At 61.5% G+C, this 20,702-nt stretch carries 13 protein-coding genes; 8 read left to right on the top strand and 5 right to left on the bottom strand.

Going from position 1 to position 20,702, the window contains the following annotated elements:
• Nucleotides 1-158 precede the first annotated feature (158 nt).
• Nucleotides 159-929, bottom strand: a complete 771-nt coding sequence (locus tag ACTJLA_RS04430; protein ID WP_089042367.1) for an APH(3')-II family aminoglycoside O-phosphotransferase — start codon at nt 927-929, stop codon at nt 159-161.
• A gap of 14 nt (nt 930-943) precedes the next feature.
• Nucleotides 944-1,648, bottom strand: coding sequence for a trehalose operon repressor (gene treR, locus ACTJLA_RS04425; RefSeq protein WP_034128011.1), 705 nt, complete (start codon nt 1,646-1,648; stop codon nt 944-946).
• Nucleotides 1,649-1,902: 254 nt separating this feature from the next.
• On the opposite strand from treR, the gene treP reads away from it, so the two are divergent.
• The 5 genes from treP to ACTJLA_RS04400 all read left to right on the top strand — a co-directional run bounded on the left by treP (nt 1,903) and on the right by ACTJLA_RS04400 (nt 9,528).
• The gene (gene treP, locus ACTJLA_RS04420) at nt 1,903-3,345 is read left to right on the top strand and encodes a PTS system trehalose-specific EIIBC component (protein WP_440840691.1); all 1,443 of its coding nucleotides are present in this window, start codon (nt 1,903-1,905) and stop codon (nt 3,343-3,345) included.
• A gap of 122 nt (nt 3,346-3,467) precedes the next feature.
• Nucleotides 3,468-5,114: an alpha,alpha-phosphotrehalase gene (gene treC, locus ACTJLA_RS04415; protein WP_054897801.1), complete on the top strand. Its 1,647-nt coding sequence runs from the start codon at nt 3,468-3,470 to the stop codon at nt 5,112-5,114.
• A gap of 168 nt (nt 5,115-5,282) precedes the next feature.
• Nucleotides 5,283-6,503, top strand: coding sequence for a maltoporin (locus ACTJLA_RS04410; protein WP_054897800.1), 1,221 nt, complete (start codon nt 5,283-5,285; stop codon nt 6,501-6,503).
• A 209-nt stretch (nt 6,504-6,712) separates the two neighbouring features.
• Nucleotides 6,713-9,247, top strand: a complete 2,535-nt coding sequence (gene ptsP, locus ACTJLA_RS04405; protein ID WP_252949943.1) for a phosphoenolpyruvate--protein phosphotransferase — start codon at nt 6,713-6,715, stop codon at nt 9,245-9,247.
• Between the two features lie 2 nt (nt 9,248-9,249).
• Nucleotides 9,250-9,528 carry a PTS transporter subunit EIIB gene (locus tag ACTJLA_RS04400; RefSeq protein ID WP_034128006.1) on the top strand — a complete coding sequence of 93 codons (279 nt, stop codon included), beginning with the start codon at nt 9,250-9,252 and terminating at the stop codon, nt 9,526-9,528.
• A 104-nt stretch (nt 9,529-9,632) separates the two neighbouring features.
• Here ACTJLA_RS04400 and mltF read toward each other — a convergent pair whose 3' ends face one another.
• Nucleotides 9,633-11,093: a membrane-bound lytic murein transglycosylase MltF gene (mltF, locus tag ACTJLA_RS04395; protein WP_060763567.1), complete on the bottom strand. Its 1,461-nt coding sequence runs from the start codon at nt 11,091-11,093 to the stop codon at nt 9,633-9,635.
• A gap of 286 nt (nt 11,094-11,379) precedes the next feature.
• Here mltF and purL point away from each other — a divergent pair, with 286 nt between their 5' ends.
• The 3 genes from purL (at nt 11,380) to ACTJLA_RS04380 (ending at nt 16,195) form a co-directional block, all read left to right on the top strand.
• Nucleotides 11,380-15,276 carry a phosphoribosylformylglycinamidine synthase gene (gene purL, locus ACTJLA_RS04390; protein ID WP_034128004.1) on the top strand — a complete coding sequence of 1,299 codons (3,897 nt, stop codon included), beginning with the start codon at nt 11,380-11,382 and terminating at the stop codon, nt 15,274-15,276.
• A 4-nt stretch (nt 15,277-15,280) separates the two neighbouring features.
• Nucleotides 15,281-15,592 carry a hypothetical protein gene (locus ACTJLA_RS04385; protein WP_054897795.1) on the top strand — a complete coding sequence of 104 codons (312 nt, stop codon included), beginning with the start codon at nt 15,281-15,283 and terminating at the stop codon, nt 15,590-15,592.
• Nucleotides 15,593-15,901: 309 nt separating this feature from the next.
• The gene (locus ACTJLA_RS04380; protein ID WP_229999976.1) at nt 15,902-16,195 is read left to right on the top strand and encodes a DUF6124 family protein; all 294 of its coding nucleotides are present in this window, start codon (nt 15,902-15,904) and stop codon (nt 16,193-16,195) included.
• A 246-nt stretch (nt 16,196-16,441) separates the two neighbouring features.
• Here ACTJLA_RS04380 and nagE read toward each other — a convergent pair whose 3' ends face one another.
• Nucleotides 16,442-18,139: an N-acetylglucosamine-specific PTS transporter subunit IIBC gene (gene nagE / locus ACTJLA_RS04375; protein WP_259037996.1), complete on the bottom strand. Its 1,698-nt coding sequence runs from the start codon at nt 18,137-18,139 to the stop codon at nt 16,442-16,444.
• Nucleotides 18,140-18,165: 26 nt separating this feature from the next.
• Nucleotides 18,166-20,679, bottom strand: a complete 2,514-nt coding sequence (gene ptsP / locus ACTJLA_RS04370) for a phosphoenolpyruvate--protein phosphotransferase (protein WP_440840751.1) — start codon at nt 20,677-20,679, stop codon at nt 18,166-18,168.
• Nucleotides 20,680-20,702 lie beyond the last annotated feature (23 nt).

Below are 20,702 nucleotides of genomic sequence, written 5' to 3'. Positions count from 1 at the left end.
GTCGCTGCGTAATTCAACGGTAACAAGCTGCTTCGCCAGCAGAAGAGGGGCCGCTTTGCGCCCCAGCGGGAGCAAGCTCCCTCGCCACAGGGTCACATTGTGTCCTTAGGTGGTGGCATTACAGGCTTGAACAGGGGGGGACGGCGGTACGCTCAGCGTCAGAAAAACTCATCCAGCAGACAATAGAACTTCATACGCTGCTCATCGGGCTCAACGCCATAAGCCTCAAAAAATGGCCTCACCCATGCCAGCCCCAGATTGCTTTCAATACTTCGTGCTGCCAAGGCAAGGTCTTGGAACCGATCGCTGACCCCCAGCCGTCCACAGTCGATGAAGCCGCTGAAACAACCCTCTGCCGCCATGAAATTCGGCAGGCAAGCGTCGCCATGGGTCACTACCAGATCATGAGTCTTTGGCTGAGTTGCCACCAGTTCAGCAAACACATCCTCAGCGCTTTGCCCCAGTCGCTCGTCGTCGAAGTCTGTCTCGTCCACGAGGCCGGCACTGACGTGCTGCTGTGCGCGTGCGATGCGCAGCTGGAGGGAGTGATCGAAGGGGCACAGTGCCACGGGTAACTGGTGCAAAGTACGCAGCGCGGTCGCCAGGATGTTGATAATTTGCTCGGCTGAAAGCTCGCTGGCGCTGGCCAGGTCCTGTCCCGGTACGGTGGTCATCAGCAACCAATGGCGGTGGGCCGCTGTAACTTCATCCAGGACCACAGGCGCAGGCAGACCCATTTGCTGCAGCCATCTGAGTCGATCAATTTCGTCTGCCAACTCACTGTGTTCCTCCAGGAGCTCGGATTTCAGGAACAGATCCGTGCCGCCGTCATGGCGCAGGCGAAAGACGTCAGCGCGCGATTCACCAATGGCCTGTTGTTCAATCAGTGCATGGGGAAATTGTTCCCGCCATTTGTGGGGAATATTCATCGTTGTCTCCGGCGTCAGCGCCGCGCCACATCAGAAAAATAAAACTTATCCAACGTATGCCGCGACTCGGTGTACTCGAACTGCCTTCCATCCTGCAAAAACGTCTGGTTACTCACCACAATCACATGGCTTTGCCCCTCCAGATCCAGATGCGCCTGGTCGTCCTTGCTGCGTGGCAGGGCTTCGATGGTGCGTTGCGCGTAGCTGATCTGCAGCTGCAGCGTTTGCTCGATAAACGCGTAGATCGACTGCTCGGCGATGTCGCGGTCCAGGCCGGGAATCAGGTCGCTGATGAAGTGGTTGATGTCCAGAATCACGCGTTTGCCGCCGATGCGGCGCACCCGTTTGATGCGCGTGATCAGGGTGCCGGGTTCGGCCTCGATGTGTTGCAGCAGTGAGCCTTCCAACGGGATCTGGGTGAACTCGACCACGTCGGTACGTACATCATCGCCCAGGTCAGCGTGGGTTTCGTGGAAGCTGACGATGCCGCCCAGTTGGAACTCGATCGGGTTGGGCGACAACACAAAGGTGCCCTTGCCGTGGATCTTTTGCGCAAAGCCACGTTCCTGCAACTGCTCGATGGCGCGCCGCACGGTGCCACGGCTGGCCTGGTAGGCGTCCATCAGTTCGGTTTCGGAGGGAAGGCGCGTACCGCGTTGCAGGCGCTCGGTGGTGATGCTGGCAAGCAGATCCGTATAGATCTGGTTGTATTTGCTCATGGGATGGCTCTTGCCCGGCGTTATGAAGGTGGACTGCGCGTTCAAGGCAGGAACCTTAGTGGCAGAGGTTGGGTTTGTCCATTGGACACCCGTGCCCGTAGGTGAAAAACCTGACGGAAAGATCGTATGAATAAACAAAAGTGTAACTCGTACAGACGAGTTGTTGATTTAACTCGTACAGACGAGTACTTTTCCCTCCTCGGCGTGCTGCCAACGACTGCCACCCATAAAAACAATCACAGTGGAAAACGAGCATGAGCCACGACTATTCAACGATTGCCCGCGAGATCCTCGACAACCTCGGAGGCCGCGAAAACCTTGAGCAGGCTGCCCATTGCGTGACCCGCCTGCGCCTGGCGCTCAAGGACCCCAGCCTGGTCAACAGCAGTGCCCTGAACCAGGTCGATCTGGTCAAGGGTTCGTTCTTTACCGGCGGCCTGTTCCAGGTGGTGATCGGTCCCGGCGAAGTGGAGAAGGTCTACGCCGCCCTGCGCGAACTGACCGGCCTTGCCGCTTCGACCATTGCCGACGTCAAGAAAGCCGGCGGCGACAAGGCCAACCCCATGCAGCGCCTGGTGCGGGTGTTCTCCGATGTGTTCATGCCGATCCTGCCCGCGCTGATCATTGCCGGCCTGTTGATGGGCGTGAACAACCTGATGGGCGCCAAGGGCATGTTCATCGAAGGCCAGACGCTGCTGGAGGCCTACCCGAATCTGGATGGCCTGTGGAGCCTGATCAACCTGATGGCCAACACCTCCTTCGTGTTCCTGCCGGCACTGGTGGGCTGGTCGGCGGCCAAGCGGTTCGGCGGTAGTGAAATCCTCGGCATCGTGCTGGGCCTGATGCTGGTGCACCCGAACCTGCTCAACGCCTGGAACTACGGCAAGGCGGTAGCCGGCCTCGACGGCCAGAGCCTGCCGTACTTCGATATCTTCGGCTGGTTCCAGATCGAGAAGGTGGGTTACCAGGGGCAGATCCTGCCAATCCTGATGGCGGCCTTTGTCATGAGCGTGATCGAGAAGTGGCTGAGGGCGCGGGTGCCGAATGCCATTCAACTGCTGGTGGTGCCGATCACCACCATCGTGGTCACTGGTGTGCTGGCCCTGGCAATCATCGGCCCGGTGACGCGTCACCTCGGCATCCTGATTACCGAAGGCCTGGTCACCCTGTTTGAAATCGCACCTATGATCGGCGGCGCGATTTTCGGCCTGCTCTATGCGCCGCTGGTGATCACCGGTATGCACCACATGTTCCTGGCCGTCGACCTGCAGCTTATTTCCACCCAGGGCGGCACCTTTATCTGGCCGATGATCGTCATGTCCAACCTGGCCCAGGGCAGCGCCGCGCTCGGGGTGTTCTACATGACTCGCAATGCGCGGGACAAAAGCATGGCCTCGACCTCGGCCATTTCAGCTTACTTCGGCATCACTGAGCCGGCGATGTTCGGGGTGAACCTGCGTTTCAAATTCCCGTTCTATGCCGCTCTGCTGGGCTCGGCGCTGGGCAGCATTTTCCTGTCGTTGAACAAGGTGCAGGCCTCGGCCATTGGCGTCGGTGGGCTACCCGGGTTTATCTCGATCGTACCGAGCGCCATTCCGATGTTCGTGATTGGCATGGTCGTGGCGATGGTCGTGCCGTTTGCGCTGACGTGCATGTTGAGCATGAAGATCGTTCGGCCTGGTTACCGGGTCGCCTGAAGATCGCTATCGCAGGCAAGCCAGCTCCCACNGTGATGTGTGAACACATTCAAATGTGGGAGCTGGCTTGCCTGCGATGAGGCCGGAAGGGCCAACACCCAACTCTACTGAAGGAATCCACCATGCAAACCTGGCAACACTCGGTGATCTACCAGATCTACCCCAAAAGCTTCCACAGCCACGCGGGTAACGCCACCGGTGACCTGCTGGGCATCGTGGACAAACTCGACTACCTCAAGTGGCTGGGCGTGGACTGCCTGTGGGTTACTCCGTTCCTGCGCTCGCCCCAGCGCGACAACGGCTACGACATCAGCGACTACTACGCCATCGACCCCAGCTACGGCACTATGGCCGACTGCGACCTGCTGATCAGCGAAGCCGCCAAGCGTGGTATCAAGCTGATGCTCGACATCGTGGTCAACCACACCTCCATCGAACACGAATGGTTCCAGCAGGCGCGCAGCAGCCTCGACAATCCCTATCGTGACTTCTACATCTGGCGTGACCAGCCGAACAACTGGGAATCCAAGTTCGGCGGCTCGGCCTGGGAATACGAAGCGCAGACTGGCCAGTACTACCTGCATCTGTTCGACCATACCCAGGCCGACCTCAATTGGGATAACCCCAAGGTACGCGCCGAAGTGTTCAAGATGATGCGCTTCTGGCGCGACAAAGGCGTGGGCGGCTTCCGCCTGGATGTGATCAACCTGATCTCCAAGCCCGCCGATTTCCCCGAAGACAACAGCGACGGTCGCCGTTTCTACACCGACGGCCCGAACGTGCACCAATACCTGCAGCAAATGCACCGCGAGGTCTTTGAAGGCCATGACCTGATCAACGTGGGCGAGATGTCATCCACCCGCCTGGAACACTGCATTCGCTACTCGAATCCAGCGTCGAAAGAGCTGTCGATGACCTTCAATTTCCATCACCTGAAAGTCGATTATCCGAACCTGCAGAAGTGGGTGAAGGCCGATTTCGATTTCCTGCAACTCAAGCAGATTTTCTCCGACTGGCAGGTGGGCATGCAGGCCGGTGGCGGCTGGAACGCGTTGTTCTGGTGTAACCACGACCAGCCACGGGTGGTCTCGCGCTTTGGTGACGACGGCGAATACCGCGTGGTCTCGGCCAAGATGCTCGCCACGGCGCTGCACTTCCTGCAGGGCACGCCATATGTGTATCAGGGCGAAGAGCTGGGCATGACCAACCCCGGCTTCGACAGCATTTCGCAATACCGCGATGTGGAAACCCTGAACATCTTCCGCCTCAAGCGCGACGCGGGAGAGTCCGAAGCTTCGAGCATGGCGGCGATCATGCAGAAGTCCCGCGATAACGGGCGTACGCCCATGCAGTGGAGCACCGAAGCGAACGCCGGGTTCAGCCGCGGTGAACCCTGGATCGGCATTCCCGCGAATGCTGCGCAGATCAATGTCAACAGCCAGATGGATGACCCGGATTCGGTGCTGCATCACTACCGCAGGCTGATCGACCTGCGCCGTCGCGAGCCGCTGATACAGCAAGGCGTTTACCGTGCGTTGCTGCAAGACCATCTCCAGGTCTGGGCGTACCTGCGTGAAGGTCATGGCGAGCGCCTGTTGGTACTCAACAACTTCTATGGATCGTCGTGCGAGATCCAACTGCCCGAAGGCGTGATCAACGCCGCAAACGAGCAACGCCTTCTGATCAGCAACTACCCCGATTGCCCGCTGCGCACGAGCACGATGGTGCTACGCCCTTATGAATCCTTCGTGCTGCACCTGACTGGTTGAAATGCCCCCTGTAGGAGCGAGCTTGCTCGCGAAGATCGCCAACGCTAACGCGNGCCCCTCCAGGTGTTGCGTGGAGGTTGCAAATTCTTCGCGAGCAAGCTCGCTCCTACAGGTGATCGCGTCACGCAAGACAGCAAGAAAAAACAATAAAAATAAAAGGAGCACTTCATGAAAACAACAATAAAACTGGGCCTTATTGCTTCCTGCCTCACGGTGCCTTTCGGCGCCCAAGCCCTGGAATTTGCCGGGTATTTGCGCAGCGGCGCGGGCACGTCAACGGGCAGCGGCAAGCAGCAATGTTTCCAACTGCCGGGTGCGCAAACCAAGTACCGCTTGGGCAACGAATGCGAGCAGTACGCCGAGCTGGAACTGCGTCAGGATTTGCTGACCCTCGATGACGGTTCGGTGTTCAGCGTCGATGCCATGGCTTCCCTCTATAACAAGTACGACCGTGCCCTGAAGTTCCAGGGTGAAAACAATGGCTCGGCGCGCATGCCGCAGATGTATGCGCAATGGTCCAACCTGCCCAGCCTCAATGGCGGTTCGCTGTGGGCCGGGCGGCGTTACTACAAACGTAACGACATCCATATTTCCGACTTCTACTACTGGAACCAGAGCGCCACCGGTGGCGGGATCGAGGACGTGTTGATCGGCGGCTTGAAATACAGCTACGCCCTGTCGCGCAAGGACAACCTGTACCAGAAGGAGTACGCCACCCGTCACGACTTCAACGTCGCAGGTTTCAAGACCAACCCCGGTGGCGAACTGGAACTTGGCTTGAGCTACATCGCCAAGGCCGGTGGGCGTGACACCAACAGTGGCTGGGCGCTGACGGCGCAGCATGTACAAGCGGCCTTCCTGGGTGGCAAGAACAAGTTTGCCCTGCAGTACGGCGAAGGCCCCGGCACCGGTCTGGGTTACACCGGCAATACCACGTTGGACAAAAGCAGCAAAAGTTACCGCGCCGTGGAGTTCTTTGATTGGCAAGTGACCCCGCGTTTCGGCGGGCAAGTCGAGGCGGTGTACCAGAAAGATGTGCGCCCGGGGCGCCAGGACCAGAACTGGATGTCGCTCGGTGTGCGTCCTGCGTATGCGCTCAGTGAGCAATTCAAACTGGTCACTGAGCTGGGGCACGATCAGGTCGAGGCCACCGGCGGTACGCGCAAATTGAGCAAATTTACCTTCGCCCCGACCTGGTCGCCCAAAGGCCCTGAGTTCTGGGCGCGGCCGGAAGTGCGGTTGTATTACACCTATGCGTCCTGGAACAAAGCGGCCAAACGTGCGGCCAATGAGCTGGCGGCGGGCTCGGCGTTGTCCGACACCGGCGCCTATGGCACGGCGCGGCATGGGTCAAACGTCGGTGTGCAGGTCGAATATTGGTGGAAGTAAGCCGGGCTCGTGTGGGAGCGGGCTTGCTGTGGCGAGGGAGCTTGCTCCCGCTCGACTGCGCAGCAGTCGCAGGCTTTTGGGGGCGCTTCGCACCCCAGCGCAAGCAAGCTTGCTCGCCACAGCAAGCCCGCTCCCACCTTTGATCTTCGTCATCCTCAACCTTGCATCGACTCAATGATTTTTAAAGAACAACACAAACAGGTGAAGTCATGACCACATCTCAACCCCTGGAACTGCTGGCACCCTTGTCCGGGGTTTTGCTGGCGCTGGATCAGGTCCCCGACCCGGTATTTTCCGGCCGCGTGATTGGCGATGGCCTGTGCATCGACCCCACCTCGCAGACCCTCTGCGCGCCGTTGGCCGGGGTGATCAGCAATATTCAGGACAGCGGACACGCCGTCAGTGTCACCGCCGATAACGGAGTGCAGGTGCTGCTGCATATTGGCCTGGACACCGTGAACCTGGCAGGCCAGGGCTTCACCCGGCTGGTCGAGGAGGGCCAGCGGGTGGAGGCCGGGCAGCCGCTGATCGAGTTCGATGCCGATTATGTGGCGCTCAATGCACGTAGCCTGCTGACCTTGATGCTCATTGTGAGCGGCGAGCCGTTTGTGCCATTGGTGGCCGGTCAGGCGCTGGTCGAGTCCGGCCAGCCTCTGGTGCAGGTCTCACCGGGGCCGATGCCCGCTGAGGTGGACGAGGAAGAGGGCAATGCGCTGTTTTCCAAGCCAGTGACATTGCCCAATGCCAGCGGCCTGCACGCCCGCCCTGCGGCGGTGTTTGCCCAGGCGGCGAAGGGGTTCAGTTCCAGCATTTTCCTGCACAAGCAAACCCTGAGCGCCAATGCCAAGTCGCTTGTGGCGATCATGGCGCTGCAGACCTCCCAGGGCGACAGCGTGCAAGTGAGCGCGGCGGGGGAAGATGCCGAGGCGGCAATCCAGGCGCTGGTGGCGTTGCTGCTCGACGGCTGTGGCGAGACGCTGCCGGTAGCGGTCGAGGCGATCAACGAGCCCGCCACGCCTGCGTCTTCTGCGTCCGTGTTGCGAGGCGTCTGCGCGTCGCCGGGCTCGGCGTTCGGCCAGGTTGTCCAAGTGGCTGAACCGGCGCTTGAGATTCCCGAAGCCGGTGCCGGAGAAACCTTCGAACGTACCGCATTGGCCCGTGGCCTGCGGGCGGCAAACGAGGCGCTGCAAGCGTTGCAGGCCAAGGCGGCCGGCAGTGCCCAGGCCGAGATCTTCCGCGCCCACCAGGAACTGCTTGAAGACCCGACCCTGCTTGAACAAGCCCATAGCCTGCTGGCCGAAGGCAAGAGCGCGGCCTTTGCCTGGAATACGGCCACGGTGGCGACCGCCAGGCTCTTCGAAGGCTTGGGTAAAACGCTGCTGGCTGAGCGTGCGGCGGATTTGGCCGACGTCGGCCAGCGCGTGCTCAAGTTGATCCTGGGGGTGCCGGAGCGTTCCATGGAGCTGCCGGAGTGCGCCATTCTGGTCGCCGAACAATTGACCCCCTCACAAACCGCCGGCCTGGATACCAGCAAAGTGCTGGGCTTCGTCACGGTCGCCGGTGGCGCTACCAGCCACGTGGCCATCCTCGCCCGGGCCCTCGGCCTGCCATCCCTTTGCGGTGTACCCAGTCAAGTATTGGCCTTGGCCAACGGCAAGCGGGTACTGCTCAACGCCGACAAAGGCGAGCTGCAGTTGGAACCGAACCTGGCTGAAATCGAGCAACTGCAGGCGGTTCGTCAACAGCAAAAGCTACGGCTGCAGCGTGAAGTGGCACAGGCCTCACAGGCGGCGGTCACCCGCGACGGTCATCACGTCGAGGTCACAGCCAACGTCGCCTCATTGCAGGAAGTGGAACAGTCACTGACCCTGGGCGCTGAAGGCGTGGGTCTGCTGCGTTCGGAGTTCCTCTATCTGGAACGCAACCGTGCCCCGAGCGCAGAGGAGCAGGCCGACACCTACAGCGCCATCGCCCGCGCCCTTGGCACCGAGCGTAATCTGGTGGTACGTACCCTGGATGTGGGCGGCGATAAACCCTTGGCCTATGTGCCGATGGAAAACGAGACCAACCCATTCCTTGGCCTGCGCGGTATCCGCCTGTGCCTGGAACGCCCCGAACTGCTGCGTGAACAGTTGCGTGCGATTCTTGCCAGTGCAGGCTTGGCGCGGCTGCATATCATGTTGCCGATGGTCAGCCTGCTGTCGGAGCTGCACCTGGCGCGCAAAATGCTCGAAGAGGAAGCGCAGACGCTTGGCCTGAGTGAACTCCCCAAGCTGGGCATCATGATCGAAGTGCCGAGCGCAGCGCTGATGGCGGATGTATTCGCGCCCCATGTGGATTTCTTCTCCATCGGCACCAACGACCTGACCCAGTACACCCTTGCCATGGACCGCGACCACCCGCGCCTGGCCAGCCAGGCCGACAGTTTTCACCCGGCCGTCCTGCGCCTGATCGACATCACCGTCAAGGCGGCCCATGCCCATGGCAAGTGGGTGGGCGTATGTGGTGCGCTGGCGTCCGAAACCCTTGCTGTGCCGGCGTTGATCGGCCTGGGTGTGGATGAGCTGTCGGTCAGCGTGCCGCTGATCCCCACCATCAAGGCCACCGTGCGCGAACTGGACCTGCACGACTGCCAGATCATTGCCCGCCAAGTGCTGGGCCTGGAAGAAGCCGATCAAGTGCGCGAGGCCCTGCGCCTGTACCACGCGGCCACCGTTGAAACCTCACCTGTCGTGGAGCACTGAGCATGTTCGAGAAATTGCAGCGGGCGTTCTGGAAAGCCCTGACGCCTGATTTGGTGGCCGAGACGGTCGCACCGACGACGCCGAGCCTGTTGTCGGCCGATGTGGTGAGTGCATTGGGCGGGGAGGGCAATGTCACGTCACAGCAGCGCGTGGCACTCACGCGGGTGCGCGTGCAATTGAAGGAGGTGGGTGGGTTGGATGAGTCGGCGTTGAAGGCTGCCGGTATACCCGCAGTGATGGTACTGCCGGGCGGCGTGGTTCATCTGCTCACCGGCCTATAAGGCGACGATGATCAGATGTGGGAGCCGGGCTTGCCCGCGATAGCGGTGTGTNTCGCGGGCAAGCCCGGCTCCCACAGGGATTTGCAGTGTGCGGGCTGTCGTGATCAGAGTTGTGGGCTGTCTTGCGGTGGCTTGGTCTTGTCCACGCCCGGCACATGCAGGTTGCCTTCCACCACCTGGTTACCCTCCAACTGCGGTTGGGTCACCCAGGTGAGGATGTCGTAGTAACGTCGGATGTTCGCCACAAAATGCACCGGCTCGCCGCCGCGGGCGTAGCCGTAGCGGGTCTTGCTGTACCACTGCTTCTGCGACAGGCGTGGCAACATCTTCTTCACGTCCAGCCACTTGTTCGGGTTCAGGCCTTCTTTCTTCGCCAGGAGGCGCGCGTCGTCCAGGTGGCCGGTGCCCACGTTATAGGCAGCGAGGGCGAACCAGGTGCGGTCGGGCTCGGCGATCTTGTCGTCCAGCTCATCCTTGATTCTGGCCAGGTACTTGGCGCCGCCCATGATGCTCTGCTTGGGGTCCAGGCGGTTGGACACGCCCATGGCTTGCGCGGTGTTCTGGGTCAGCATCATCAGGCCGCGCACGCCGGTCTTGGAGGTGACCGTCGGTTGCCACAGCGATTCCTGGTAGCCGATGGCTGCCAGTAACCGCCAATCGACTTTCTCGGCCTTGGCATAGGCGCGAAAGTGCTTCTCGTACTTGGGCAGGCGTTGTTGCAAGTGCTGGGCAAAGGTGTAGGCGCCGACATAGCCGAGGACATCGACGTGCCCGTAGTAGCGGTCCTTCAGGCGTTGCAGGGTGCCATTCTTCTCGACCTTGTCCAGGTAACTGTTGATCTCGTTGAGCAGGCTGTTGTCGTCGCCTGCTGCTACGGCCCAGCTTTGATTGCTGGCATTGCCGAGGTCGAAGGCCACGCGCACGTTGGGGAAGTACACCTGGTTCATGGCCACTTCGTTGGAGTCCACCAGGGTCAGGTCGATTTGCCCTTCGTCGACCATGCGCAGCAAATCCACCACTTCCACCGCGTCGGATTCTTCGTACTCAATCGCCGGGTTCTGTTTTTTCAGCGCCGCCAGTTGCTCGGCGTGGGTGCTGCCCTTGAGCACCATGATCTTCTTGCCCACCAGGTCGGCGGCGTTGGTCGGGCGCGATTGGCCGTTGCGGTAGATGATCTGCGGGGTGACTTCAAGGTACGGGTGGGAGAAGCGCACCTGCTGCTGGCGCTGGTCGCTGCTCACCAGGCCGGCGGCGGCGAGTACCGGGCCGTTGGGTTTGCCCAGCCGGCTGAACAGGTCGTCGAGGTTGTCGGCCGTCTCGATTTCCAGCTTCACCCCCAGGTCGTCGGCAAAGCGCTTGACCAGTTCGTATTCGAAGCCGGTTTCACCGTTGCGATCCTGGAAATACGTAGCGGGACTGTTGCGAGTGACCACCCGCAATACGCCATCCTCCTTGATTCGCTCCAGTGTGCTGGGTTTATCAACACAGGCACTGAGCATCAGGAAGAGCAAGGTGGCGATGAGCCATTTGGCGCATCGCAGGCGCGAAACAGTTGGGAAGAACATCTGCGCAGTATACGCAAACGGCTCACGGCGCCATATCTCGACAGCGGTGCACTTGTCTGCTAGCCAGCCTGAAACTGTGCTGCAACCCGCAGAAACGGGGCTTGGCGAGCGATTGTGACGGTTAAAATAACTGCGCCGAATGCCCTGGATAACGCCGTGATCGCAGGCAAAGCGTGCCAACTGACGTTCGGCGGCGGCCACCGGTAGCGTTTCGGGTGCCGTTGGCGAAGGTTTACGCTAGAATGCACGGCCTCAAAGCACACCCCTTCCCGAGGCTGTCCCGAAGATGTTGATCCTGCGCGGCGCTCCTGCCCTTTCTGCCTTTCGCCACAGCAAACTCCTTGAGCAACTGAGCCAGAAGGTTCCAGCTGTTACAGGCCTGTACGCTGAATTTGCTCACTTCGCCGACGTAACCGGCGTCTTGACCGCCGACGAACAGCAAGTGCTGGCACGCCTTCTGAAGTACGGCCCAAGCGTTCCCGTTCAAGAGCCGACTGGCCGCTTGTTCCTGGTTCTGCCACGGTTCGGCACCATCTCGCCCTGGTCGAGCAAGGCCAGCGACATCGCCCGCAACTGCGGCCTGGATAAAATCCAGCGCCTGGAGCGTGGGATCGCCTTCTACGTCGCCGGCCAGTTCAGCGACGCCGAGGCCGAGCTGATCGCCAGCAGCCTGCACGACCGCATGACCCAGATCATCGTCAGCCAGCTGGAACAGGCTGCCGGCCTGTTCAGCCACGCCGAACCCAAGCCGCTCACCGCGATTGACGTGCTGGGCGGTGGCCGCGCCGCCCTCGAGAAGGCCAACACCGAGCTGGGCCTGGCCCTGGCCGAAGACGAGATCGACTATCTGGTCAACGCCTTCACCGGCTTGAAGCGCAACCCCCACGACATCGAACTGATGATGTTCGCCCAGGCCAACTCCGAGCACTGCCGTCACAAGATCTTCAACGCCAGTTGGGACATCGACGGCCAAAGCCAGGAAAAAAGCCTGTTCGGCATGATCAAGAACACCTACGTGATGCACAGCGAAGGCGTTTTGTCGGCTTATAAGGACAACGCCTCGGTGATCGTCGGCTCCGTCGCCGGCCGCTTCTTCCCGGACCCGGAAACCCGCCAGTACGGCGCGGTGCAGGAGCCGGTGCACATCCTGATGAAGGTTGAAACCCACAACCACCCGACCGCGATTGCCCCGTTCCCGGGCGCAGCCACCGGTTCGGGCGGCGAAATCCGTGACGAAGGCGCCACCGGCCGTGGTGCCAAGCCCAAGGCGGGCCTCACCGGTTTCACCGTGTCCAACCTGCAGATCCCGGGCTTTGAACAGCCGTGGGAAGTGCCGTATGGCAAGCCTGAGCGCATCGTCACGGCGCTGGACATCATGATCGAAGGCCCGCTGGGCGGCGCCGCGTTCAACAACGAATTCGGGCGCCCAGCGCTCACCGGCTACTTCCGGACCTTCGAGCAGTCCATCACCACCCCGCGTGGCGATGAAGTGCGCGGCTACCACAAGCCGATCATGTTGGCCGGCGGCATGGGCAACATCCGTGAAGAACACGTCAAGAAAGGCGAGATTCTGGTCGGCTCCAAGCTGATCGTGCTCGGCGGCCCGGCGATGCTGATCGGCCTGGGCGGCGGCGCGGCCTCTTCCATGGCCACCGGCACCAGCTCGGCAGATCTGGACTTTGCTTCCGTACAGCGCGAAAACCCTGAGATGGAACGCCGTTGCCAGGAAGTCATCGACCGTTGCTGGCAGTTGGGTGACAAGAACCCGATCAGCTTCATCCACGACGTCGGCGCTGGCGGTTTGTCCAACGCCTTCCCGGAACTGGTCAACGACGGCGACCGTGGTGGCCGTTTCGAGCTGCGCAACATTCCAAACGACGAGCCGGGCATGGCCCCGCACGAAATCTGGAGCAACGAATCCCAGGAACGCTACGTACTGGCCGTCGGTCCTGAAGACTTCGCACGCTTCCAGGCCATCTGCGAACGCGAGCGTTGCCCGTTTGCCGTGGTCGGCGAAGCCACTGCCGAGCCGCAACTGACCGTCACCGACAGCCACTTCGGCAACAGCCCCGTGGACATGCCGTTGGAAGTGCTGCTGGGCAAGGCCCCGCGCATGCACCGTTCGGCCAACCGTGAAGCTGAACTGGGCGATGATTTCGACCCAAGCACGCTGGACCTGGCCAACAGCATCGAACGCGTGCTGCACCATCCGGCCGTGGCGAGCAAAAGCTTCCTGATCACCATCGGCGACCGCACCATCACCGGCCTCGTTGCCCGTGACCAAATGGTTGGCCCATGGCAAGTGCCGGTGGCTGACGTTGCCGTCACCGCCACCAGCTTCGACGTGTACACCGGTGAAGCCATGGCCATGGGCGAGCGCACGCCGCTGGCCCTGCTGGACGCACCGGCGTCGGGCCGCATGGCCATTGGTGAAACCCTCACCAACATCGCCGCCTCGCGTATCGGCAAGCTGTCCGACATCAAGCTGTCGGCCAACTGGATGTCCGCTGCCGGTCACCCGGGTGAAGATGCACGCCTGTACGACACGGTTAAAGCCGTCGGCATGGAGCTGTGCCCGGAACTGGGTATCACCATTCCGGTGGGCAAGGACTCCATGTCCATGGCCACCCGTTGGAACGAAGACGGCACCGACAAGAGCGTCACGTCGCCGCTGTCGCTGATCGTCACCGGTTTTGCGCCGGTCACTGACATCCGCCAGACCCTCACCCCGCAACTGCGCATGGACAAGGGCACCACCGACCTGATCCTGATCGACCTGGGCCGTGGTCAGAACCGCATGGGCGCCTCGATCCTGGCGCAAACCCACGGCAAGCTCGGCAAACAGGCTCCGGACGTCGACGACGCCGAAGACCTCAAGGCCTTCTTCGCCGTGATCCAGGGCCTGAACGCCGACGGCCACCTGTTGGCTTACCACGACCGTTCCGACGGTGGTTTGCTGACCAGCGTTGTCGAAATGGCCTTCGCCGGTCACTGCGGCTTGAACATCGTGCTCGACAGCGTTGCCGAGGATGCTGCCGAAATCAACGGCATCCTGTTCAACGAAGAGTTGGGTGCGGTGATCCAGGTGCGCCAGGACGCTACCCCAGACGTGCTCGCGCAGTTCAGCGCCGCTGGCCTGGCCGAGTGCGTGGCGGTGATTGGCCAGCCGATCAACAACGGCGAAGTCAATATCTCCTTCAACGGCGACACGGTCTTTACCGGTCAGCGCCGCTTGCTGCAACGCCAGTGGGCCGAGACCAGCTACCAGATCCAGCGTCTGCGCGACAACGCCGACTGCGCCGAGCAGGAATTCGACGTGATCCTGGAAGAAGACAACCCGGGCCTGAGCACCATGCTCAGCTTCGACGTCAACCAGGACATCGCCGCGCCTTACATCAAGAAGGGCATTCGCCCACAGGTTGCCGTACTGCGTGAGCAGGGCGTCAACGGCCAGGTGGAAATGGCAGCAGCGTTCGACCGCGCCGGCTTCAATGCGATCGACGTGCACATGAGCGACATCCTCGCCGGTCGCGTTGACCTCAACGAGTTCAAAGGCCTGGTTGCCTGCGGTGGTTTCTCCTACGGCGACGTGCTGGGTGCCGGTGAAGGCTGGGCCAAGTCGGCCCTGTTCAACAGCCGTGCCCGCGACGCGTTCCAGGGCTTCTTCGAACGCAACGACAGCTTCACCCTGGGTGTGTGCAACGGTTGCCAGATGATGTCCAACCTCAGCGAACTGATCCCGGGCAGCGAGTTCTGGCCGCACTTTGTGCGTAACCGTTCCGAGCAGTTCGAAGCCCGTGTTGCCATGGTGCAGGTGCAGGAGTCCAACTCGATCTTCCTGCAGGGCATGGCCGGTTCGCGCATGCCAATCGCCATCGCCCACGGTGAAGGCCACGCCGAATTCAGCAGCGAAGAAGCGCTGCTTGAAGCCGACCTGTCCGGCACCGTGGCCCTGCGTTTCGTCGACAACCACGGCAAGGTCACCGAAAGCTACCCGGCCAACCCGAACGGCTCGCCACGCGGGATCACCGGCCTTACCAGCCGCGACGGTCGCGTGACCATCATGATGCCGCACCCGGAACGCGTATTCCGCGCCGTGCAAAACTCGTGGCGCCCGGAAGAGTGGAGCGAAGACGGCGCCTGGATGCGCATGTTCCGCAACGCTCGCGTGTGGGTGAACTAAGGCCGTGTACAAGCTCGCCTTCTTCGTGCCCGACAGCCATGTGGAGACGGTAAAAACCGCCGTCTTCGCAGCCGGCGGCGGGCGCATCGGCGACTACGACAGCTGCGCCTGGCAAGTGCTGGGCCAGGGCCAATTCCGCGCGTTGGACGGCAGTCAGCCGTTTATCGGGCAGGTGGGCCAGGTTGAAGTGGTTGAAGAGTGGAAGGTTGAGTTGGTGGTGGCAGATGAATTGATCGTGGCCGCTGTGGCTGCTTTGAAACTCAGTCACCCGTATGAGACTCCGGCGTATGAGGTGTGGCAGTTGGCGGATTTTTGATTCGTGGGCTGTATAAACAAGAAACCCGCTGGGCCCGTTTGGTCAGCGGGTTTTTTGTTGGTTTTAAGTGCCAATCGCAGGCAAGCCAGCTCCCACATTTGACCCCGTTGTCAGACCGTACATCAATCCCATGTGGGAGCTGGCTTGCCTGCGATGGCGTCGGCGCAAGCGCCTCAGAACTTTCCGACAAGCCTTTCAGGTTGTCCGTCGGAACTCGCACAACTAACCTTCTCGAGTCGCTGCCAATTCAGTGACCGGGACTGCAAGCCTGAAAAGTCACTAGGAGCCTATTCCATATGGAGTTTAATGATGATCAGCGACAACTTGCTAACTGGTTCAATCTCATCTCAAGCCGAGTCCCGCCAAGCTGGTGATTCACCGTCCGACCAGATCTTCACCGTACTACCCAGTCTGAACACCGAAACCCTGCTCGCCAATGCCTCCCAAGACCTGGCATCCGTACAGGCACTGGCGGGTAATCTGGCTTTTGAAATCGACGGCCCGCACCGTGATGCGGTGCTGGGGATTCATCGGATGGTAGAGGGTATTCAGTTGATGGTGGATCGAGTACTGGATCTACACGAAGTACCCACCAGTAACTGAATACACCACACTCTGTGGCGAGGGAGCTTGCTCCCGCNCCCTCGCCACAGGGGAAATCAGGCGTTGATCCGGCGAGTCACCAACCGCTCCAACGCTTCACCCAACCCGGACGCCTTGTCACCCATAACTGATCGTTCCCACGCTCCGCGTGGGAACGCATCCTGTGACGCTCAGCGTCACCCTTGCGCAGGGCGGGACGCAGAGCGTCCGGGGCGGCATTCCCACGCAGAGCGTGGGAACGATCGGTCAGGCGTTGATAGGGCGGGTAACCAACCGCTCCAAAGCCTCACCCAAACCTAAAGCCTTGTCACCAATCAACAAGTGCCAAACCCCGCTATCCAGCTGGCTCACACCCTTGCAACCCAGCGCAGTGAGGTCCGCTTCAGACAGCACCGAATCATCCCCCAACTCCACCCGCAACCGGGTCATCGCTACCGCTTCCAGTTGGCGCACATTCTCTCGGCCACCCAGGGCATTCAGCCACTTTTCGGCCTCGTGTACATTCACCGCCACCGGCTTATCCACAGGCGCAACCGCTGCAGGCTTTGCGGCAACAAACCCCGGCATCGCCAAGCGGATTTCATCAGCAATGCTATCGGCCATCGGCCCGACCACCACCTGCAAACTCCCACCATTCCCCGGCCGCACCACAGCCATGGCACCCAGCGCTTTCAACTCTGCATCCACCGCCTTGTTGCGATCCACCATGTCCAAGCGCAGCCGCGTGGTACAAGCACCCACACTCAGCAAGTTCTCGGCGCCTCCCAACGCCTGGATATAAGCCGTCGCACGCTGGTTATCGCTCATCGCTTCAGCCTGCACCACCTGGATGTCTTCACGGCCCGGCGTCTTCAGGTTGAAGCGGCGGATGCAGTAGCTGAACACCGTGTAGTAGATCACCGAGTAGGCCAGGCCTACCGGTACCACCAACCAGCCATTGGTGGACTTGCCCCAGCCCAGCACCATGTCGATAAACCCACCGGAGAAGGTAAAGCCCAGGTGGATATTCAGCAGGTCGGTGACCGCCATCGACAGGCCGGTGAGCAGCGCGTGAATCAGGTACAGGAAGGGCGCCAGGAACATGAAGGCAAATTCAATCGGCTCGGTCACCCCGGTGAGGAACGAGGTCAGCGCCATCGACAGGAAGATCCCGCCCATCACTTTGCGCCGCTCAGGCAAAGCATTGCGGTACATCGCCAGACACGCCGCGGGCAGGCCGAACAGCATCACCGGGAACATGCCGGTCATGAACTGGCCGCCTTTGGGGTCGCCGGCAAAGTAGCGGGTCAGGTCGCCCGTGACCACCGCGCCGGTTACCGGGTCGGTGAAGCTGCCGAACACGAACCACGCCATATTGTTGAGGATGTGATGCAAGCCAGTGACGATCAGCAGGCGGTTGAACACGCCAAACACGAACGCACCGAGGCTGCCGCTTTCCATCAACAGCACGCCGAAGCTGTTGATGCCGTGCTGGATCGGGGGCCAGATCAGGCCGAAAATCACGCCCAGGCCCACCGCGCTGAACCCGGTGACAATCGGCACAAACCGCCGCCCACCGAAGAACGCCAGGTATTCCGGCAACTTGATGTCCTTGAAGCGGTTGTACAGCCCACCGGCCATCAAGCCGCTGGCGATACCGGCGAGCATGCCCATGTTGATGGTGGTGTCCATCACCTTGAGCGTGGAGATCATCACCAGGTAACCAATCGCCCCGGCCAGGCCCGCAGTGCCGTTGTTGTCACGGGCAAAACCCACGGCGATGCCGATGGCGAAGATCAGCGCCAGGTTGGCGAAGATCGCCTGGCCGGCGTCGTGCATCACCGCGATGTTGAGCAAGTCGGTGTCGCCCAGGCGCAGCAGCAAGCCGGCGATCGGCAGGATCGCAATCGGCAGCATTAGGGCGCGGCCCAGGCGTTGCAGGCCTTCGATAAAGTGTTGGTACATGGCGTGTCTCCCTATTCTTGTTGTTTTCAGCTCAGCGGCCAGTGGTGTTGACAGGCTTGGCGAACGGCCTGGGCGCTGCTCAGGTTGAGCAGTTCCTGGCTCAGCTGCCGGCATTGCGCCGCGTCCAGATGGCGAACGCGGTCCTTGATCTCTCCGACCTGCGGCGGGCTCACCGACAGCTCGGTGACGCCCAGGCCGACCAGTACCGGCGTGGCCAGCGGGTCCGACGCCAGGGCACCGCACACGCCGACCCAACGCCCGTGCTTCGCCGCACCGGCGCAGGTGTGCGCGATCAGTCGCAGCAAGGCCGGGTGCAGCGCATCGACGCGCGCGGCCAAGCCTGCGTGGTCGCGGTCCATGGCCAGGGTGTACTGGGACAGGTCATTGGTGCCGATGGACAAAAAGTCCGCATGTTCGGCCAGCTGTTCAGCCATCAGCGCAGCGGCGGGCACTTCGATCATCACCCCCAGTTCGGGGCGCTGGCTCAAACCCAACTCGGCGCACAGTTCATCCAGGCGCTGGCGAATCTGCAGCAGTTCATCCACCTCGCTGACCATCGGCAACAGGATGCGACAACGCGCCAGCGGCGAGACTTGCAGCAGGGCACGCAGTTGCTGGTCGAGCAATTCCGGACGCACTTGGGCCATGCGAATGCCGCGCAGGCCCAACACCGGGTTGGCCTCGATCGGCAGCGGCAAATAGTCGAGCTGCTTGTCGCCGCCCACGTCGATGGTGCGGATGATCACCGACTTGTCGCCCATGGCATCCAATACGGCCTGATAAGCCTGACGCTGTTCCTGCTCATCCGGCGCGGTACGGCGGTCGACGAAGAGGAATTCGGTGCGTAGAAGGCCGACGCCATCGGCACCGTTTTCAAACGCCACTTGGGCCTCGCTGCTGGAGGCAACATTGGCGGCGATTTCAATGTTCACACCGTCGCGGGTGCGTGCCGGTTGTTGCGCCTGGGCCTGCTGTTGCTGGCGACGCAGTTTTTGCGCGTCGCGTATCTGGTGCACTTCAGCATGGCGCGCATCGGTAGGGGCCAGTTCCAGGCGGCCATTGATGGCGTCCAGCACCACGCGTTGGCCCTGAGGCACATCCAGTACCTCGGCACCGAGTGCGACCACGCAGGGCAAGCCTTTACCTCGGGCAAGAATCGCGACGTGGGACGTGGCGCCGCCTTCGGCCATGCAGATACCGGCGGCCTGCTGTTCACTCAGTTGCAGCAAGTCTGACGGGGTCAGTTCATGGGCGCTGACAATCGAACCGGCGGGTAACTCAAAGTGCCAGGCCTCACCCAGCAAGGCCCGCAATACGCGTTGTTGCAGGTCGCGAAGATCGTTGGCGCGCTCGGCAAACAACGGCTTGCCCAACGCCAACAGCACGGCGCACTGGGCCTGGATCGCATCACGCCAGGCGTGGGTGGCAGCGCTGCCGTGGGTGATGGAGTCGGTGGCCGCTTCCAGCAGCGCCGGGTCTTCGAGCAGTGCAAGGTGGGCGGCAAATATGTCTTCTTCCTCGACATTCTTGCGTTGGCGGGCATGGTCGAGGGTGCTGCGGATTTCGTCGCGCACCTGCTCCAGTGCCGTGTCGAGGCGCTGCTGTTGTTCGTCGGCGCTATGGTCGCCGGTGTCTACGGGCAGCTCGATGCCGGACAGGCGGAACAGTGGCCCGCACACCAGGCCGGGCGCTGCACACACGCCTTGCAGCACATCGGCTTCCACACTGGCGCGACGTGGCGCAGCAGTGGCTACCGGGGCGTGATGGGCTTCGCTGACCGCCACGGATAGCGCCGCGACCAGCCCTTGCAACGCCGCCTCTGCGTCTTGGCCACGGCAACTCACTCGTACTTCGTCGCCTTCGCCAATGCCCAGGCCCATCAAGCCAATCAAGCTGTCGCACGACGCCGATTTGTCAGCGAAGTGCAGGTGCGACTGGCTGCTGAAACCCTGGGCGGTCTTGCGGATCAGGGCGGCAGGGCGGGCATGCAAACCGCCTCGATGGGTGATGCGCACGCTGGCGCTGGCCTCGAAGCTGGAGTTATCCACAGCTGCTTGGGCGGTGGCGGTGGTGCGCGCAGCAATCTGCAACAACGGCTCACCGATCTTGACCGTCTTCAGCGTCACGGGCGTCAGCTCAAAGCGGTCACTGTTGGTCAGGATGATCAGGCTCACCAGGCTCTTGCACTGGCGCGCGATGCGGTCCAGATCAAACTGCACTAACGGCTGACCCTCGCTCACCCGTGCGCCGTCCTTCACCAGCAAGGCAAAGCCTTCGCCATTGAGCTCCACGGTGTCGATGCCCACATGCATCAGCATCTCAGCACCGTTATCGGCGCGGATGGTCAGGGCGTGCCCGGTGCGGGCGACGTGGATGATCACGCCGTCACAGGGCGCCTGCAGGCAATCGTTCAACGGGTCGATAGCGAGACCGTCGCCCATGGCGCCGCTGGCGAACACTTCGTCGGGGACGCGGTTCAGGGCCAGCACCGGCCCACTCAAGGGGGCGCTAAGGGTCAATGGATTATTGTTGTTGGGCATGGGCACGGTACTCATCAGGAAAA

The organism is Pseudomonas sp. 22072 (assembly GCF_052046095.1).
GTDB classification, from domain to species: Bacteria; Pseudomonadota; Gammaproteobacteria; order Pseudomonadales; family Pseudomonadaceae; genus Aquipseudomonas; species Aquipseudomonas paracarnis.
Note: the sequence above shows the minus strand (reverse complement) of the source record. Positions and strands in the feature narration are given on the sequence as shown.

What these genes read in the sequence shown, in the direction of transcription:
- treR (WP_034128011.1), bottom strand. Translation starts at nt 1,648, where the DNA reads ATGAGCAAATACAACCAGATCTATACGGATCTGCTTGCCAGCATCACC.
- ACTJLA_RS04410 (WP_054897800.1), top strand. Translation starts at nt 5,283, where the DNA reads ATGAAAACAACAATAAAACTGGGCCTTATTGCTTCCTGCCTCACGGTG.
- purL (WP_034128004.1), top strand. Translation starts at nt 11,380, where the DNA reads ATGTTGATCCTGCGCGGCGCTCCTGCCCTTTCTGCCTTTCGCCACAGC.
- mltF (WP_060763567.1), bottom strand. Translation starts at nt 11,093, where the DNA reads ATGTTCTTCCCAACTGTTTCGCGCCTGCGATGCGCCAAATGGCTCATC.
- treP (WP_440840691.1), top strand. Translation starts at nt 1,903, where the DNA reads ATGAGCCACGACTATTCAACGATTGCCCGCGAGATCCTCGACAACCTC.
- ACTJLA_RS04400 (WP_034128006.1), top strand. Translation starts at nt 9,250, where the DNA reads ATGTTCGAGAAATTGCAGCGGGCGTTCTGGAAAGCCCTGACGCCTGAT.
- nagE (WP_259037996.1), bottom strand. Translation starts at nt 18,139, where the DNA reads ATGTACCAACACTTTATCGAAGGCCTGCAACGCCTGGGCCGCGCCCTA.
- treC (WP_054897801.1), top strand. Translation starts at nt 3,468, where the DNA reads ATGCAAACCTGGCAACACTCGGTGATCTACCAGATCTACCCCAAAAGC.
- ACTJLA_RS04380 (WP_229999976.1), top strand. Translation starts at nt 15,902, where the DNA reads ATGATCAGCGACAACTTGCTAACTGGTTCAATCTCATCTCAAGCCGAG.
- ptsP (WP_252949943.1), top strand. Translation starts at nt 6,713, where the DNA reads ATGACCACATCTCAACCCCTGGAACTGCTGGCACCCTTGTCCGGGGTT.
- ACTJLA_RS04430 (WP_089042367.1), bottom strand. Translation starts at nt 929, where the DNA reads ATGAATATTCCCCACAAATGGCGGGAACAATTTCCCCATGCACTGATT.
- ptsP (WP_440840751.1), bottom strand. Translation starts at nt 20,679, where the DNA reads ATGCCCAACAACAATAATCCATTGACCCTTAGCGCCCCCTTGAGTGGG.